Source organism: Aphanizomenon sp. UHCC 0183, assembly GCF_009712065.1.
In the GTDB taxonomy this organism is placed as follows: domain Bacteria; phylum Cyanobacteriota; class Cyanobacteriia; order Cyanobacteriales; family Nostocaceae; genus Dolichospermum; species Dolichospermum heterosporum.
Map to the genome: position 1 here is coordinate 1 of NZ_VILC01000091.1, position 17278 is coordinate 17278.

The 17278-nt window shown below is 38.8% G+C and carries 12 protein-coding genes and 1 pseudogene; 7 read left to right on the forward strand and 6 right to left on the reverse strand.

Annotation, left to right across the window (positions count from 1 at the left end; all coding sequences use genetic code 11):
- Positions 1-99: 99 nt before the first annotated feature.
- Together FJR37_RS21585 and FJR37_RS21590 are read right to left on the reverse strand one after the other, a co-directional pair.
- Positions 100-1851 (reverse strand): bifunctional serine/threonine-protein kinase/formylglycine-generating enzyme family protein, encoded by a 1752-nt coding sequence (locus FJR37_RS21585; protein WP_168467080.1) that lies wholly within the window; start codon positions 1849-1851, stop codon positions 100-102.
- Between the two features lie 346 nt (positions 1852-2197).
- Positions 2198-2740, reverse strand: coding sequence for a DUF2854 domain-containing protein (locus tag FJR37_RS21590; RefSeq protein WP_168467081.1), 543 nt, complete (start codon positions 2738-2740; stop codon positions 2198-2200).
- A gap of 137 nt (positions 2741-2877) precedes the next feature.
- Here FJR37_RS21590 and FJR37_RS21595 point away from each other — a divergent pair, with 137 nt between their 5' ends.
- Positions 2878-3060, forward strand: a complete 183-nt coding sequence (locus FJR37_RS21595; protein WP_168467082.1) for a hypothetical protein — start codon at positions 2878-2880, stop codon at positions 3058-3060.
- An 867-nt stretch (positions 3061-3927) separates the two neighbouring features.
- Here FJR37_RS21595 and FJR37_RS21600 read toward each other — a convergent pair.
- The gene (locus FJR37_RS21600; RefSeq protein WP_039204299.1) at positions 3928-4362 is read right to left on the reverse strand and encodes a response regulator transcription factor; all 435 of its coding nucleotides are present in this window, start codon (positions 4360-4362) and stop codon (positions 3928-3930) included.
- Positions 4363-4829: 467 nt separating this feature from the next.
- Positions 4830-6995 (reverse strand): polyphosphate kinase 1, encoded by a 2166-nt coding sequence (gene ppk1, locus FJR37_RS21605; protein ID WP_168467083.1) that lies wholly within the window; start codon positions 6993-6995, stop codon positions 4830-4832.
- A gap of 690 nt (positions 6996-7685) precedes the next feature.
- On the opposite strand from ppk1, the gene FJR37_RS21610 reads away from it, so the two are divergent.
- The 3 genes from FJR37_RS21610 to FJR37_RS21620 all read left to right on the forward strand — a co-directional run bounded on the left by FJR37_RS21610 (position 7686) and on the right by FJR37_RS21620 (position 10674).
- Positions 7686-7862 (forward strand): hypothetical protein, encoded by a 177-nt coding sequence (locus FJR37_RS21610; protein WP_168467084.1) that lies wholly within the window; start codon positions 7686-7688, stop codon positions 7860-7862.
- A 171-nt stretch (positions 7863-8033) separates the two neighbouring features.
- A complete protein-coding gene (locus FJR37_RS21615; protein ID WP_168467088.1) occupies positions 8034-9455 on the forward strand; it encodes a cell wall metabolism sensor histidine kinase WalK in 1422 nt (473 codons plus the stop codon).
- Between the two features lie 358 nt (positions 9456-9813).
- Positions 9814-10674 carry a tetratricopeptide repeat protein gene (locus FJR37_RS21620; RefSeq protein ID WP_168467085.1) on the forward strand — a complete coding sequence of 287 codons (861 nt, stop codon included), beginning with the start codon at positions 9814-9816 and terminating at the stop codon, positions 10672-10674.
- A 78-nt stretch (positions 10675-10752) separates the two neighbouring features.
- Here the strand turns inward: FJR37_RS21620 and FJR37_RS21625 are convergent, their stop codons facing one another.
- On the reverse strand, positions 10753-11151 hold the full coding sequence (locus FJR37_RS21625; protein ID WP_039200146.1) for a response regulator: 399 nt from the start codon (positions 11149-11151) through the stop codon (positions 10753-10755).
- A 218-nt stretch (positions 11152-11369) separates the two neighbouring features.
- Here FJR37_RS21625 and FJR37_RS21630 point away from each other — a divergent pair, with 218 nt between their 5' ends.
- On the forward strand, positions 11370-13889 hold the full coding sequence (locus FJR37_RS21630; protein ID WP_168467086.1) for a DNA topoisomerase (ATP-hydrolyzing) subunit A: 2520 nt from the start codon (positions 11370-11372) through the stop codon (positions 13887-13889).
- An 86-nt stretch (positions 13890-13975) separates the two neighbouring features.
- Here the strand turns inward: FJR37_RS21630 and FJR37_RS21635 are convergent, their stop codons facing one another.
- On the reverse strand, positions 13976-14776 hold the full coding sequence (locus FJR37_RS21635) for a DUF4058 family protein (RefSeq protein ID WP_039200144.1): 801 nt from the start codon (positions 14774-14776) through the stop codon (positions 13976-13978).
- 121 nt (positions 14777-14897) lie between these two features.
- Here FJR37_RS21635 and FJR37_RS21640 point away from each other — a divergent pair, with 121 nt between their 5' ends.
- Together FJR37_RS21640 and FJR37_RS21645 are read left to right on the forward strand one after the other, a co-directional pair.
- Positions 14898-16253: a P-loop NTPase fold protein gene (locus FJR37_RS21640; protein ID WP_168467087.1), complete on the forward strand. Its 1356-nt coding sequence runs from the start codon at positions 14898-14900 to the stop codon at positions 16251-16253.
- A 301-nt stretch (positions 16254-16554) separates the two neighbouring features.
- Positions 16555-17278 (forward strand): annotated as a pseudogene (locus FJR37_RS21645) (prenyltransferase); the annotation flags it as partial.

A 17278-nucleotide genomic window follows, 5' to 3' on the forward strand; every position in this document is an offset into this window, starting at 1 on the left:
CTATAAATTATTTCTGCAAAGTTTTTCCGCCAGAGGCGGAGGGGTTAAGAAGGGAAAAGAAAAGAAGGGCAGAGGGCAAAAGAGCAAGAGTATAAAGAGCTACAAAGTCCTCGCCGCACCACTACATACAACCCGAAAACCAATAATGTTGAAGCTGTAATCGAGGCTGTAGAAGTTGCGAAAAGCAGAACGGCAATGCCCAGGATTGCCGTTCCACGAACCACCGCGCAGCAGCTTATGACTTCCGCTTCGACTATTCCAAGCACTGCCATCTGTAGGCGCATTTATATAATTTTTATGCCAGTCATCTTCGCACCATTCCCAGACGTTTCCGTGCATATCGTACAAACCAAAAGGGTTAGGGGGAAAAGTTCCTACATCTGTGGTTTGTTGGCGATATTTGCCTTTTGCGGCGGACTTGTAGGAGTAATTACCATCGTAATTGACTAAATCTGTGGTGATATTGTCACCAAAATAAAATGGCGTTTTTGTCCCGGCTCTACAAGCATACTCCCATTCGGCTTCGCTGGGCAATCTGTAGTTTTTTCCTGTCTTTTGATTTAACTTTTTGCAGAATGTAACTGCATCATCCCAACTGACATTTTCAACGGGGCGATTATTGCCTTTGAAGGAAGATGGATTAACACCCATGATAGCTTGATATTGTGCCTGTGTCAATTGATATTTGCCTATAAAGAAGCTGGGAACTGTGACTTGATGTTGAGGACTTTCATAACTCAATCTTTCTGCTTCATTTTCCGGTGAACCCATGAGAAAAGTTCCTCCGGGTATGGCTATCATTTCTAATTTGACACCTTTTCCTAAGTCTTCTGTAAATGATGATATGGGATTGATATTTAAGTTAGTATTTGCTGCTGGTTTTGGTGGGTTTGTTGGTGGAGAAATAAACTGGAAAATTTGTTGAAAGGGATTTTGAGAAGTTTGTGGTGGTGGGGGAGGGATAACTATTGTTTTTTGATTTGATAATGCAGCTAAAACTTCTGTAGCTGATTGATAACGATTAGCAGGAATATCCCGCAACATTGTTTCTAATACATCTATTAATTCCTGACTTAAAGAAACATATTTTCGCCATTGCCACTCCATTCTGTTAGTATCAAACAATTGATCTGAACCATCGGATTTTGGAAAATGTCCCGTTAATAATCTCACACAGGTAACAGCTAAACTATAGAGATCACTATTATGGTAAGCCGTACCCCGCAACTGTTCTGGAGGTGCATATCCAGGAGTACCTACTGTAGTTCCAATTCTAGTTAAAATACTGCCGCTTGTTTCTTTGGAAACGCCAAAATCAATGAGGAATAATTTACCCTTTTTGCTTCTGATAATATTTTCTGGTTTGATGTCTCGATGAATGACTTTGTTATCATGGATAAATTGTAAAACAGGTAATAATTCTATTAAGATATTTCTGATTTGCGGTTCGTTTAATGTGCCTTGATTTTGAAATTCTTGTAATAGGTTTTGACCATCAATAAAGTCTTGGACTAAATAAAGCCGATTATCTTGAGAAAAGAAGGCTTCTAAGTCTGGTATTTGGGGATGTTTTCCTAGTTCTTGCAGTCTTTTGGCTTCTTGTTGAAATAATTCGGTGGCTTTTTTTAATGCGGCGCTTCCTGCTTGTTGGGGTAAGAATTGTTTGATAACGCAGGGTGTATTTAATCTTTTTTCATCTACTGCTTGAAATGTTCTGCCAAAACCACCTTCACCGAGAAATTTAATGGGACGATAGCGATTATCTAAAAGGATTTTATCGCCGCATTCTTGACAAAAGTTAGTACCTTGGGGATTTTGATAAATACAGGCGGGGTTAAGGCATTGGCTCATGGTAGATGGTGTGTATTTCTAGGGATGCTTATACTAAGTAGGTGAACACAATAAAACCAAACTGTGTAAAGAAATGTAAAATCGCCCAAACCCTCTTCACTCTTGCCTCTTGCCTCTTGCCTCTTGCCTTGCCATAACGACAATTTTCAACGCTCACCTACTTATACTAAGATAGTTCTACCAGTAGCTAGGTTTAAGACAACCGCCAGCCAGACAAATGCCAGCCAGGGAATTTATTCCCTGTCTAATAGCTGAAGTCCGTTAAAACGGACTAGGATCTTTTTTAAGTGTTTAGTCATCTTCAGATGACTTTTGCTATTAGACTGGGAATTCATTCCCAGTCGGGTTAAATTTTCATCAAGGACAGTTCAATATAGTCCTCTCTAGGCTGTTTCATGCTCACTTCTACACCTGGTCCAAAATACTTAGTCATTTTTTCCTGCTTTTGCTGCCAGGTATCAAAGGTGATTAGTGGTGAATCAAATTCTAGAATTAAGGTATAAGCGCCATTGATTTCGGTTTCTCGTAAACCTGTTACTATTGGTCTTGCGTCATCGGTGGGACTTAAACCTAGATAGGCTAGGGCTACATCTAAATGAGCTTTTTGCCCATAACAGTTGCGGGTGATGTCTTTGCGGATTTTGGTCTGTGTAACTGTTGCTTGTTGCTTTCTGAGTTCTAGGATGGATTGTGTGCTAGTTTGGCTGAAAGGTACAGGTTTAAGTTCATTGGCTTTTAGGGCTAAACCTCCCAGTAATAGGGGAAATCCATAGAAAAATCCCACTAGATTGAGGGTGGCATTATCTACAAAGTAGGCAACAAAACCTGTTATGGTGAGTATAGTACCTATTGTTAAGCCAAGTGTTCCTAAAGAAATTCTGCCGAGCATAATTTGAGATTAGTATAATTTATTTTCATCTTTTATTATCATCGCTGATTGGTGACAAATTGGGAAAGGGGATATGGAGATTTTTACTTTTTGCGTTAACTTTAGATTTGAAGTGTTTCAAAATAGGAAGCAAAAAAATGGATATTCAGACAATTAAAGACCGAATTAGCACTGTTCAAGATAAACGTGAGCGGTTGCTGAGTTTATTGGAACAACCCAATCTAGGAACTTTAAGAGTTGATGTGAATCAAGCTTTGGAAGAATTAGATGATTTAATTGATGAGTTTAAACGGACTATTCCTGAAACGAGAAATAATTAACCTAAGTTGTTAGTTATGTCAATTTAGGCAGGAAAAAAGGTAATTGATAATTACAATACCTTTGACAAATTGAAGAAAGTCTTGATTCGTAGGTTGGTTTGAGAGACAAAATCCAATAAATGCGTTGGATTGTACTGTCGCTTAATCCAACCTATAAGCAATGGTGAAGGTAATTGATAATTGGCTCATGGTGTCTCAAAATAGGTGCATTTTTCTTTGTCGGATTTGGAAAATTGAGGATATCCAGACAGTTAAAACTGTTCCCAGTTAAGAGTTAAGAGTTCCTTGCCCTCACAGACAACTTATTCAGCAAGCCCTAAATAAATTTCATGCTGTTATTAATGAATCGTTTCTGGGCGCAGACCCTGCGCCCCTACTTTCTGAATTTTTCATGGTCAGAATCTACTAGTAGTTGGTCAAATTTATTTTGACGGGTAAGTAGTGAGACAGAATTAATTACACAATGTCATTGCGTTAGCGTGGCGTGGCGTTAGCCATATGGAACGAAGTGAAATGAAGCAATTCCAAGGGTTGTGATTGCTTCCCTTCGCTCGCAATGACTGTAAATATTTTTGTCCAATTACTTAGGAATGTGAATTAAATAAAGTGCAAAAGTAGGGTGTGTTAGCGACAGCGTAACGCACCATTCCACGTTAAGTCAGAATTGCAGGTTATTAAATTTGCGTTCCTTAATGATCGGAAAAAACTTCTGTTCTTCCCTCCCTTGCCCTCAGTGCCTCTCTTCTCCCCCTGCTTGCCTTCACCCGTCATTTTCGGGTTGACAGACTACTAAAGAGGTTTGCAGAGGGGTTTATTAATACATTAAAAACTTTTAAAACATCCTCTTAACCCAATCTACAAGGAAGATTAAGCAGAGTGCAATCTTTCTTCAAAAAATAAAGAATACCCAAGTTTGTTGCCTAATTTTCTGACTAAGGTAATGAGTTCTTTTGTGGGAATATCTTTTGTGCAAACTTTATCAAATTGATATTTAATTTTATAGTTATGAAAATATGATTCATCTATTGAGGAATAAGCCAAAATTTGAGTATTTGGAGATATAGCTTTAATGTAATTAGATGCTGACCAACCATCCATAATCGGCATTTGTAAATCCAGAATGATCACATGAGGTTGATGGCATTTAACCATGTCTATAGCTTCTTGACCATTACTAGCTAAACCAACAACTTGAATATTTTCTTGAATAGAAAAAATTAGGTGCAGACTTAAACGAGTGAGTTCATGATCATCAACTACAAGAAGGCGCAATTTAGAAGGCTCTTTGGACAACATTAACATTCCCAAAAAATAATAAATATGTATGACTATAGTTTATGAATGCGAGTTCTAAATTTACTCTGTCTGATGAGTGAATTTTGGGGGCTAAAAGGTGAATTTTATGCAAATTTTGCATAACACTGATGTAGTAGATGCACCGATTAGGAAACTGGCATAGGATGATCGGACATTATGTTTAAAATATGTTATTTAGGGTTTACTAAAAAGGTCTTTTTGTGATAGCGCAGTGTGACGTAAGTAGGTGAACACAATAAAACCAAACTGTGTAAAGAAACGTAAAATCGCTGAAAACTTCTTTACTCTTGCCTCTTGCCTTGCTATAACGACAATTTTCAACGCCAACCTACTTAAGTCATGGGATAGATGAAGAATTGACAAAAGGGTATGTAAATTCAGATATGCTTAAGCCATGCTTACGCTATGAGAATTTGAGGTGATGATTCACTTTTGCTGCAACTAATGAGAGTCTAATTTATGCCGGCGGAACGTAAAGCCATAGACATAATTGTTTTTTGAGAATTGGCTTCTGGACAGTTATCACCTGGGCATCTTTGGGTATAATTGCCGTCAGGTTGTAATTCCCAAGCATGACGATTATCTGCCAACATAATCCCTAAGATTTCTTGTAAATCTTTGGCAATTTCTTGGTCTTTGATGGGGGTAATAACTTCAACGCGGCGATCTAAATTACGCCGCATCCAATCTGCGCTGCCGATATATATTTCTTCTTGGTTATGATTGTAGAAGTAATATATGCGGGAGTGTTCTAAAAAGCGGCCAATAATGCTGATAACGCGAATGTTGTCGCTGAGATTTGGTAGTCCGGGACGCAAACAACATATTCCCCGAATAATTAGGTCAATTTGAACTCCAGCGCGGGATGCTTCGTACAGGGCAGAAATTATTTGTGGGTCAACTAGGGCGTTCATTTTGGCAACTATGCGACCGGAAAATCCGTTTTGCACGTTGTCAATTTCGCGTTTGATTAGTTCGAGAAAGCGATCGCGCATATTCACAGGTGCTACCATAATTTCTCGATAGGATTTTTGGCGAGAGTAGCCTGTTAAGAAGTTAAACACATCTGTTAAATCTGCGCCTAATTCTTCTCGACAACTAAATAAGCCTAAATCTGTATAGAGTCGTGCGGTTTTGGGGTTGTAATTCCCAGTCCCAATGTGTACATAACGGCGCATTCTGTCTTTTTCTCGTCGCACTACCAAGACGATTTTGCTATGGGTTTTCAAACCGACTAAACCATAGACGACATGAACACCAACTCTTTCTAAACGTCTTGCCCAATAAATGTTATTCTCCTCATCAAACCGGGCTTTTAATTCAACTAATACGGAAACTTGTTTACCATTTTCTGCTGCTGCAATTAAAGCATTAACTATGGGTGAGTCTCCAGAAGTCCGGTAGAGAGTCATTTTGATGGCTAGGACGTTGGGATCATGGGCGGCACTAGTAATAAAGCGCACTACTGTCCCGGAGAAAGATTGATAGGGATGATGAACTAGCAAATCTTTTTCTCGAATTATGGAAAAGAAGTCTTTTCCTTCTTCTTGTTCAAGAACGTCAGTATCAATACAGGGTTCTCTGAGCCGTTGTAAGCGGGAAGGAACGACGGATTGACGGGGGGGATCTTTAAGTTCTGGTAGTGGTAGTGCCAGAAAGTACATTAAATCCCGCAGTGCCAACAGACCATCAACTTCATAAATGTCGCTGTTGGTGAGTCCTAAATCTTCTAAGAGACGGGAACGCACTGATGCAGGGGTTTGGGAGCGAATTTCTAACCTGACGGTATTCCCCCCCATGCGGCGTTTGCGAAGTTCCTGTTCAATGGCTAATAACAGGTCGTCGGCTTCATCTTCCTCTAATTCCAGATCAGCGTCGCGGGTAATGCGGAATGGGTGATATTCTTGGATACTCATGCCTGGAAAGAGAGATTCTAGGTTATGAGCGATCGCTTGTTCTAAGGGAATCCCTGACCAGTTAGCAATTTTCCCATTGTCTTGAACTCTCAACTCTGGGGGTAATGGCAAAAATCTTGGTAAGACTTGAGGAACTTTAACTCTGGCAAAAAACTCCTCTTCTGTATCAGGATTTTTGACCACCACTGCTAGATTTAAACTGAGATTAGAAATGTGAGGAAAGGGATGACTAGGATCAACAGCAAGAGGAGTCAGAACTGGAAAAATCTGCTCTTCAAAATAGTTATCTAGATAACTTCGCTGTTTGGGATTCAATTCTATGTAATCCAGAATATAGATTCCCTGCTGGACTAACAGTGGTCGCAGCACTTCCTCAAATTCCGCATTGTGCTTTTTGAGTTGGGGATTCAAATGCAAACGAATATCATCTAGTTGTTTCTGTGGTGTCCGTCCATCAGGAGTTAATAAATTAACAGTGGCTTCTACCTGTTGCTTTAAACCTGCCACTCGTACCATAAAGAACTCATCCAAATTGGAACTAAAAATGGCTAAAAATTTCAGCCTTTCCAACAGAGGAGTTCTGGGATCACAAGCCTCATGTAAGACCCGATTATTAAATTCTAGCCAACTTAACTCACGGTTGATGTAGTATTGTGGATCACTCAAATTCATGGAAGCAGAATTTTTTTTTGGTTTCGCCATAATCACCTAGAGATAGGTAGACATCGTCTATAGAGCGTGAATATCAATATCTTAATTGCTACTGCATAGATTTTTACACTTCTTGATCTAGAAACCTGATTAAGTTGGCAATTTGATATTCTTATGTATAAAAAAATAATTATTTTTAGATAAAATTTCTCAGTTTCAGTGTTTTAATCAAAACCGAGTGACTGATTGAATAACATCAAGCAAGGATGGGAATTATGAAATCATAAGTAATGGGACAGAATTAATTACACAATTGATTTTTCTGTTCCCTGTTCCCTGTTCCCTGTTCCCAGTTAAGAGTTAAGAGTTCCCTCTCTCAACGAGTGAATTTAATTTTGTCCGACTACTTAAGTAATTGGACAAAAATATTTACAGTCATTGCGAGCGAAGGGAAGCAATCACAACCCTTGGAATTGCTTCATTTCACTTCGTTCCATATGGCTAACGCCACGCAACGCTTACGCAATGACATTGTGTAATTAATTCTGTATCACTACTTACTATATTGAGTGGAAGAATTGCCGATCTTAGAGATATTGTTAAAATAGCCGTATAACACTATCTTGCTAAAAATTTACAGCACTTCCTGCTGTTATGAGGTACAAAGTTTCATCGCCAATCCTGTAGGGGCGCAGGGTCTGCGCCCTTAATTGTATTGCATTCAACCTGCAACTGCTGTATATGATCTCCCAACAAATTGAAGACCAATCTCAACAACTTGAGTCACGAGTTGCAACCTTAGAAACAGAATCTAACAAAACTCCTTGGTGGCTGAAAATTGCTGGTAGCTTTGAAAACGATCCTCACTTTGAGGAAGTAGTTAAGTTAGGGCAAGAATGGCGTAACTCTGCTGAATAGCTTAATCTCATGTATATTCTTGACACCGATAGCGAAGCGCTGCTGCAAGCAGATAACCTCAGCTTTATCCGGCGTAATGGGCAGGAAGGAAAGCAAATTTTAGCGAGGCTGGCAACCATACAAGAGAACGAAGTGACAGGTTATCAATTTATTCATTTTATGTCTATTTATCTGTTTCAAGCTACTCGTCGCCGGTTGGCAATTTGGTACACGGCTATAACGGCAATTTTACTATTATTATTTGCTAGTGGAGTATATTTATATGTTCGTAGTACATTGGTTGAGCGCATTGACGATACACTGTATCATGTGGTGGAAGTTGTCGAGCGCTCTTTGGTAATTGAACCGATAAATTTTCAACCGACTCAATTACGAGTAAATGTAGAAGCTAGTTTTCCTAATAATGCTGAAAGTGCCGAAGATGATAGGATTGATTTAGAGTGGTTTAGTTCTAATGGTGAATTATTATGGTCAACTTTTTCGGAAATATTAGATATTCCTATTCATACTCATCATATAGGTGAAACTGTGCGAATAGAGGGCATGGGAGGATGGGGAGAATCTGCACAGTTATTTAGACAAGTTACGAAAAGGATAGAAAAAGGAAGACAAGTTTTAGGATATTTACGAGTTAGTCATCCTTGGTTTGAGGTGACGAAACCTAGCCGGGAATTAATTTTTGATTTGGCTTTAGGTATTAGTTTAATGCTATTGTCAGTGGCGGCTAGTGGTTGGTTTTTATCGGGTAAGGCGATGGAACCTGTGGGAGAATCTTATCAACGCCTAAAACAATTTACTGCTGATGCTTCTCATGAATTAAGAAGTCCGATTGCTTTAATTCAAACTAATGTTCAAATTGCTTTGGCTGATTTGGATGCAGGGGAAGAAGAAAAAAATACGGTTGAATATAAACAACAATTAAAGGTAGTAGAACGACTTACTCAAAGATTGGGGAAGTTAGTTAACGATTTGCTATTTTTGGCTAGACAAGATAGTGGTATTAGCACGGATTTATTTTCATCTTGTCCTCTTGATGCTTTATTAATGGAAGTTGTAGAAGAACAACAACTGGTAGCTAGAGAAAAACAAATTAATCTGGTTTTGAATTTAGTTGATTCTGCGTTGACAAAAGTTAATCCCGAATTACTAGAAAATTGGTTTACTCTCAGGGGGAATTGGGAGCAATTAGTCAGGTTATTTACAAATTTGATTGGTAATGCTTTGCAGTACACTCCACCTCAAGGAGTCATAAAAGTGGAGTTAGAAAGAATAGAGGGGATAAATCGAGTTACAGGCAGGCGTTACACTAATTCTCATTTACAAATAAAAGTTAGTGATACTGGCACTGGTATTCCTGCGGACGCGCTACCAAAATTATTTGACCGCTTTTATCGAGTTGATCCGGCACGAACTCATAGAGGTGGGAAAACTGCTACAGCCACAACTACTGGTTCAGGATTAGGATTAGCGATCGCTCAAGCCATTATCGAGCATCATCAAGGACAAATTCAAGTAACTAGCAATCTAGGCGAAGGTACTACTTTCACCGTTATTCTGCCAATTTTGTCCCAGGAGTTAGGAGTTAGGAGTTAGGAGTTAGGAGTTAGGAGTTAGGAGTCAGAAGTCAGGAGTTAGGAGTCAGGAGTTAGGAGTTAGGAGTTAGGAGTTAGGAGTTAGGAGTTAGGAGTTACAGCGATTTCCAATCATATAAGGTACATTTTAGCCCCCTCATCGCTTGCGGGGAGGGGGTTGGGGGTGGGGTTCTTGTTCCGGGTTTGATGACAATTTGCTGTAGGAGGAAGAACGAAGAATAAAATTACCCAATGACCAATGACAACTGACCACTGACTAATGACTAATGACTAATGACCATCCTATCTGATTTTGTTAAGCTATCTTAAGCGAAAGCGTTAGCGATAAGATTCCAATATTCGGACTAGAAGGTGGTAGTGTGCCAAAATATATTCGGTTAATTTCGCTTTTAGTAGCAATCAGTTTATGGAGTTTGCCAAAAGCTGCCCATGCTCAGGCATTCATTCCGCATACAGTGCAAGTTGATAATGCTCAGTTAGAGAAACAGGGCTTGAATTTAGCCCAGGAAGCGGCTCAATTAGCTCAGTTTCAGCAAGTTGAAACAGCTTTACTTAGAGCGCAATTGGCGGCGAAATTAGCCCCACAGAATGACAAAATATGGTGGTTACTGGGAAGTTTACATTTACAAAATCGAGATCTTGATCAAGCTGTCATCTCCTTGAACAAAGCCCAAACCCTCAATCCTAAAAATCCTGAAGTGCTGTTTGCATTGGGTTCAGCCAAATTTCAAAAAAAAGATTACCAAGGAGCTATTAGCCATTATCAAGCGGGTTTGAAATTAAAACCCAATTATTCCGGGGGTTTGTTTGATTTGGGTAATGCCTACCTTATGTTACAGAAATTCCCAGATGCGATCGCTCAATTTAATTTAGCAGTTAACCAAGATAAAAAGTTTTGGCCAGCAATTAACAATATTGGTTTAATTAAATACGAACAAGGTGACATTCCGGGCGCAATTCAGCAATGGCAAACAGCAGTTAATATTGACAAAAAAGCCGCAGAACCTTTACTCGCTTTAGCCGTAGCATCCTATAATCAGGGCGATAAACAAAAAAGTTTAGAAATGGGAGTATCCGCACTCCGCATAGATTCCCGTTATGCCAATTTAGATTTTCTCAAAGAAAACCTATGGGGCGATCGCCTACTTGCAGACACCAAAAAATTCTTAGAAATACCAGAAATTAAATCAGCGTCACAGCCAAAGGAGGAAATACCCTAATAGGGGAGTGGGGGGAGTGGGGGGAGTGGGGGGAGGAGTTTTACTGATGACAACTGACAACTGACAACTGACAACTGACTATCCTTGTGGCAAAAGAGCCATAATTTGGTCAATAAACAGTTGGTGATCGACTACAGGCTTAGAAATATAACCATCAGCACCACTTTGGTTCAAAAAATTCTCCCGATCGCCTTCCATCGCGTGTGCTGTTACTAAAATCACTGGTAAGTTAGCTGTTAGTGGGTTAGACTTTAACATTTGTGTAATTTTGATGCCATCAACAGACTTACCTTGGTATACACTATGTGATAGGGACACATCCATCAAAATCAGGTCAATTTCATGGGATTGAGCTATTTTCATCACCTCATCTACATCTTCTGTATGTTTTACCTCCAACCCCCCACGTTTACTCAGTATTTTAGAAAAAACACGAGCATTAATTAAATCATCTTCAACAATTAGAACAGTTTTCATGAGATTTCATACTAAATAGGGCTAACATCTGATCAACATCTATTGTATTTTTAATAATCCATAAGCATAGATCACATCAAAAATAATACTACTGCTTTTTCTCGTCATGAGTATCAAGATTATGTGAGTATTTCTATTTGATCATCCGTTATGCTGTAATTTTAGAGCGTGTTATCTTCTAGCGGCTGTTGTGTAGTGAAAATTCAGGGAAAAACCTCATGGCAAAACAGTTAAACCTTCTCTCCAAGGGACAGGTCATCACCACCGCCCTGCACACCGAAATGCAACGGTCATACCTAGAATATGCCATGAGTGTGATTGTGGGGCGAGCCTTACCAGACGTTCGAGATGGATTAAAACCAGTACATAGGCGCATCCTATATGCTATGCACGAACTGGGTTTAACACCAGATCGACCTTATCGAAAATGCGCCCGTGTGGTGGGAGATGTTCTCGGTAAATATCATCCTCACGGCGATCAATCAGTTTATGATGCCTTAGTTCGGTTAGTCCAAAACTTTTCCAGCCGTTATCCCCTACTTGGTGGACATGGTAACTTTGGTAGCGTTGATAATGACCCACCGGCAGCCATGCGTTACACAGAAACCCGTCTTGCACCTGTGGGACATGAGGGAATGTTGGCGGAAATTGCCGAAGAGACTGTGGATTTTACTGGCAATTTCGACAATTCTCAACAAGAACCAACTGTACTTCCGGCTCAATTACCATTTTTGTTACTGAATGGCTGTGCGGGAATTGCTGTCGGTATGGCTACAAATATTCCCCCCCACAATTTGGGAGAAATCGTTGATGGCTTAATCGCCTTAATTGACAACCCAGATTTAACCGATGAAAAATTATTTCAATTAATTCCCGGTCCAGATTTTCCTACTGGTGGGGAAATTGTTGATCATGGTGGCATTAAAGAAGCCTATACCACTGGCAAAGGTGGTATTGTCATGCGCGGTATCGTCACAATGGAAGAAATTCCCGCCACCAGGGGAACTAAACGCCGCACAGCATTAATAGTCACAGAACTGCCCTTTCAAGTTAATAAAGCTGGATGGATTGAAAAAATCGCCGATTTAGTCAATCAAGGTCGGTTACACGGAATTTCTGACATTCGAGATGAGAGTGACAGGGAGGGAATGCGCGTAGTTATTGAACTCAAACGCGATACCAACCCCCAAGAACTGCTCCAGCATTTGTATCACCAAACAGCTTTACAAACCACCTTTGGCGCGATTCTCTTAGCTATAGTTGACGGACAACCTCGTCAATTAACCTTACGACAACTATTAGACGAATTTCTCAAGTTCCGGGAACATACCCTCAACCGTCGCTACAGTTACGAATTAGGGAAAGCGGAAAATCGGGTAAATATCCTAGCAGGATTGTTAAAAGCTTTAGCAAATCTAGATGATGTTATCGCTATATTACGACAAGCCCCCGATGGCAGTACAGCCAAGATGACACTTTGTAGCCAGCTAGATTTAACGGAGGTACAAGCAGATGCCATTTTGTCTATGCCATTACGTCGTCTCACTGGTTTAGAACAGCAAAACTTACAACAGGAATTTGACCAACTTAACCAGGAAATTAGCCTATTGCGAACATTACTAGCAGACAGACGGGAATTACTCAAAGCCCTGAAAAAAGATTTGCGAACTCTCAAACGGAAATATAATGATCCTCGACGGACGAAAATAGTTCACACTACAGAAAAACCAGTTTCCGAAGAGAAAGGTAAAGCTAAAGCAGCAGCAGTAGCCGCAGAAGAACATTCTCCAGCGAAAATCCCCACTCCTAAACCGGAACAACCCCCAGAAGAAACCATTTTAGAAGTTACTCAACGAGGTTATGTCCGGCGGATTTCCCCCAACAGTAAAAAAACAAAAGGGGAAAATGGCTTGCTAGATCATGATTTCCTGATCCAAACTGAATTAACTAATACTCACAAAGACCTGTTAATCCTCACCAGCGGTGGTAAAGTTTACCCGATTACGGTGGGAGATATTCCCCTAACTACTGGACGTTCAGCGCGAGGAACGCCATTGATTACGATGCTTACCAGTACCGCCCAAGGTAACACGGAAGCTATCATTACTCGGTTCTTGCTGCCAGAAAAACCCGAAACTTTGGAAATGGTTTTGTTAACTAAGGAAGGACGGATTAAACGCCTATCTTTATCAGAATTTGTGAATCTCTCACGGCGCGGAATTACAATTTTGAAGCTTAAAGATAATGATGAATTAGCGTTTACCCAATTCCTCAGCAGCGGAGAACATCTAATTTTAGCGAGTTCTAGCGGTCGTCTACTCAGGTTTCCCGTTAATGATGAACAACTACCGATTATGGGTCGGGCTGCAATGGGGTTACAAGCTTTCCGCCTTTTGAAAAATCAGCAAATGGTTGGTTGTGTCAATGTCAGTAAACATCATCAATTATTGTTGGTGACGGAAGAAGGATATGGCAAAATTATGGCTGCAAATCAGTTGAGGGCGGCGAATCGGGGGGATTTAGGAATACAACTTTTGAAATTTAATAATAAAACAGACAATTTAGCGGCTATGGTTCCCGCAAAACCAGGTTCAGAGGTCGCATTATTAACAAATAAGGAGCGAGTAATCCGCGTATCGGTAGATGCAGTTCCTAATCTCAACAAAGATAGTAGGGGTGAAAGTATTTGTCAACTTAACAGGGATGAGAGGATTATTAGTGTGGTGGAAGTAGAGTAGGGTTTTGACAGTCCCCGGTCTCTAGATACGGGGATTTTTAAGACCAAATCAATCATTTTAACGGCAATGTCAGTAATAATTTTTATTTACTCTCTTCTTCCTTGTTCTTTTAATAATATATCCATCCATTCTCGATCTTCCGCTAACAAGTCTGGTACAGGAGGAATATGATAATCTAAAGTTAAATCAAATGCAGCTTGTTCATATATTTCTAAGAACAAATTCTGTAAATTTAACTCTATTTCCTCCTCTCCTTTTTGTAGAGGTATGGGAAAATTAGGTATAGTTTGTTTGACGTAAAATGCAAATAATTGAGCCGATGGAAACCGATAGGATCTCACAATTAAAATGCGATAATCTGTATCAGAAATCTTGGTGACAATGGGCATTTTTTCCCCAGTTCTAATTAAGTCAATTTCTACTAAGTTAGTATCACTTTGCAATATTTTCTCCCGTTTATCTAAATAGGATTTTCTACCTTCTTTAGTTTTTTTATTAGTGGGAGAAAGTATCTCAATTATAGTTACTACCTTACCTGTAGAAACTTCTCTAATTTCTAAATATCCTTCTTTAATTTCCAAAGGTAATGGTAAGGTTACAGTAATCGCCCTATTCTCTGTTTCTGTGGGTAAAGTCGCTATTGCAGTTTTATGAATATTTGGTTTTTGTGCTTGTTTAACTGATAAAATTGCTACATCAGGAATACCAATTAATAAAGAGTCTTCAGTATCAAGTCTATAGGTACGTTTTTCTATAGCTACTCGATATTGAGGACGCAAAGTAGGAGAGATAGCAATAGCGATCGCTGTAATTAATCTATGATGTACTTCTGACCATAAATCAGGATTTTCTAAGTAGGGATTCATCCCTGGAAATGGTGAACTCATAAATTTATCACTCTAAGAGTTACTCGTTTAGTATAGCATTTATGCAGGTTTTGCTCTGGATGCTGGTAAGTATTCAAATAAAAATATAAATCTCAGTGTTTTTGCGTTAATATAACCCTAGATGCTGAAATTTACGACTACGACCTCAAATTTTGCCTTCTTAAAACAGTTGTATAACGCTTTTGACCCATTCCGACCTTTACCTGCTGGAGATCCTGCTTATGTGGATTGTACGGATGTGCGGGGGGATGGGGATATATTGGAAGCGGTAGGGAGAGAGATATTATATTCTGACAGAAAAACCTGTCAACTGTATGCAGGTCATCGTGGTGCAGGTAAATCTACAGAATTACTACGACTACAAAAAGATTTAGATGAAAAGGGTTTTTTTGTCGTCTACTTTGCGGCAGATGAAGCAGATATTGATCCAGAGGATGTTCAATATACAGATATTCTTTTAGCTTGCACTCGCAATATTTTAACAGCATTGAAAGATATCGCTGATTCTCAAGCTGTATTGAATTGGTTAAAAGAACGATGGGACAATTTAAAAGATATATTGCAAACAAAAATTTCTTTAGAAGGATTATCAATTGAAGCACAGATTTCGCAATTTGCCAAAATTACAACTAAAATGCGAAGTGAACCCGGTGAACGCCAAAAAATTCGTGGTTTAATTAAGGACCATACTACCACTTTAACTACGGCATTAAATGAATTTATTCGAGATGCCAAAAAGAATTTGCCTTCAGAATATCAAGAATTAGTCTTAATTGCTGATAACTTAGATAGAATTGTTCCTATTTACCAATACCAAACAGGTGGACGCAGCAATCATGACGAAATCTTTATAGACCGTAATGAACAACTGAAAGATTTAGATTGTCATTTAGTTTATACCATACCAATTTCTTTACTTTATTCTGACCGCGCAGCATCATTAACAGAGATTTATGGACTTCCCCAAGTTTTACCGATGATTATGGTAAAAACTCCTGAAAATGAGCCTTTTTCACCAGGACTTGATAAAGTTATTGAAATTCTCCAAAAACGACTAAAGAAAGTAGATCCTAATAAATCTATTGTTGATTTCTTTGAAAGCAGATCATCTTTAGAGATGTTATGTTTAATGAGTGGCGGTCATGCGCGGAATTTATTATTATTAATGAAGGAAGCACTCAAATATACAACGTCTTTACCTATTACTGACAAAGCCTTGCAGCGTTCAATTAGCGAATTGCGAAAGACATATAAAGATACCATTTATGCGAATGAATGGAAAGATCTGGCAAATGTTCATTATTCCAAAGAAATAGTTAATGATCAGCTACATCGGGGTTTATTATTTAATCGTTGTATTTTAGAATATCGTTATCTCGAATCAGATGGAGGAAGTAACGTTTGGTATGATATTCATCCTCTAATTAAAGGAATAAAAACATTTCAGGATGCCTATAATCAATTATATCCTGGATAGTTAGACCTCTCCCTAACCTTCTCCTAAGAGGAGAGGGGACAGGAAAAAGTTTAGATGCTGTGAATTTTCTATTTTTGTTCCCCTTCCCTTGTAGGGAAGGGGTTAGGGGTTAGGTTTCTGGTATATCCTGGATAGTTAGACCTCTCCCTAACCCTCTCCTAAGAGGAGAGGGGACAGGAAAAAGTTTAGATGCTGTAAATTTCCTATTTTTGTTCCCCTTCCCTTGTAGGGAAGGGGTTAGGGGTTAGGTTTTTAAAGTCGTAATATTAATAACAATTTTATTAAAAAATCCTCTAAAATTATGCCTCTTAAACTCAGTGATTGGGATCAAGATTTACCAATAGAACAAGATGAAGAATATCAAGCCTTTATTCGTACACTTCAGTTTACAGACGGCTTTAGTATATTATTTGTGCGTTGTTCTCCGGCCGGAGGTGAACAATTAATTAGTCAAGTGAAAGCAGATATTCATGATCAAAATATAGAAGTTATCAAATTAGATAAAGATGTGACTAATTTATATGAAATAGTTAATAAATTACCTAACAAAAACAATATCAATATATTATTTATTACAGGCTCAGAGTCTTCATTATATAAATACGAAGAAGCCAAAACTTTAGTAGGTTGGACTAGTCGAGAAACTCATCATTATAGTTGGGAAGGTGTACCACCGATTTTAATTAACATCAACCAACAGCGAGAACGGTTTAGAGATAGTTTTAATATTTGTTTTGTTTTCCTATTACGACAGTTTGCTATTAAATATTTTATTCACCGCGCCCCTGATTTCTTTGATTGGCGTTCTGGGTTATTTGATTTTCCTTTAGATTCAAAAACTCTAGAACAAGAAGCTACAAGGATTATTCAGGAAGGAACTTATGAGAAATATGCAAATTTAACCAATGAAGAAACAAATCAGAAAATCTTAGAAATTATAGATATTATTGAACATGAAATAGATAATGAACAAAAAGCTGAATTATTTTTTGAATTAGGTTATTTGCAAAGAGTTAGAGAAAATC

Excerpts from the sequence above, each read along its gene's own strand:
- FJR37_RS21610 (WP_168467084.1), top strand. The coding sequence starts at position 7,686 with ATGATCTCCCAACAAATTGAAGACCAATCTCAACAACTTGAGTCACGA.
- FJR37_RS21625 (WP_039200146.1), bottom strand. The coding sequence starts at position 11,151 with ATGAAAACTGTTCTAATTGTTGAAGATGATTTAATTAATGCTCGTGTT.
- ppk1 (WP_168467083.1), bottom strand. The coding sequence starts at position 6,995 with ATGGCGAAACCAAAAAAAAATTCTGCTTCCATGAATTTGAGTGATCCA.
- FJR37_RS21640 (WP_168467087.1), top strand. The coding sequence starts at position 14,898 with ATGCTGAAATTTACGACTACGACCTCAAATTTTGCCTTCTTAAAACAG.
- FJR37_RS21635 (WP_039200144.1), bottom strand. The coding sequence starts at position 14,776 with ATGAGTTCACCATTTCCAGGGATGAATCCCTACTTAGAAAATCCTGAT.
- FJR37_RS21595 (WP_168467082.1), top strand. The coding sequence starts at position 2,878 with ATGGATATTCAGACAATTAAAGACCGAATTAGCACTGTTCAAGATAAA.
- FJR37_RS21585 (WP_168467080.1), bottom strand. The coding sequence starts at position 1,851 with ATGAGCCAATGCCTTAACCCCGCCTGTATTTATCAAAATCCCCAAGGT.
- FJR37_RS21630 (WP_168467086.1), top strand. The coding sequence starts at position 11,370 with ATGGCAAAACAGTTAAACCTTCTCTCCAAGGGACAGGTCATCACCACC.
- FJR37_RS21590 (WP_168467081.1), bottom strand. The coding sequence starts at position 2,740 with ATGCTCGGCAGAATTTCTTTAGGAACACTTGGCTTAACAATAGGTACT.
- FJR37_RS21600 (WP_039204299.1), bottom strand. The coding sequence starts at position 4,362 with ATGTTAATGTTGTCCAAAGAGCCTTCTAAATTGCGCCTTCTTGTAGTT.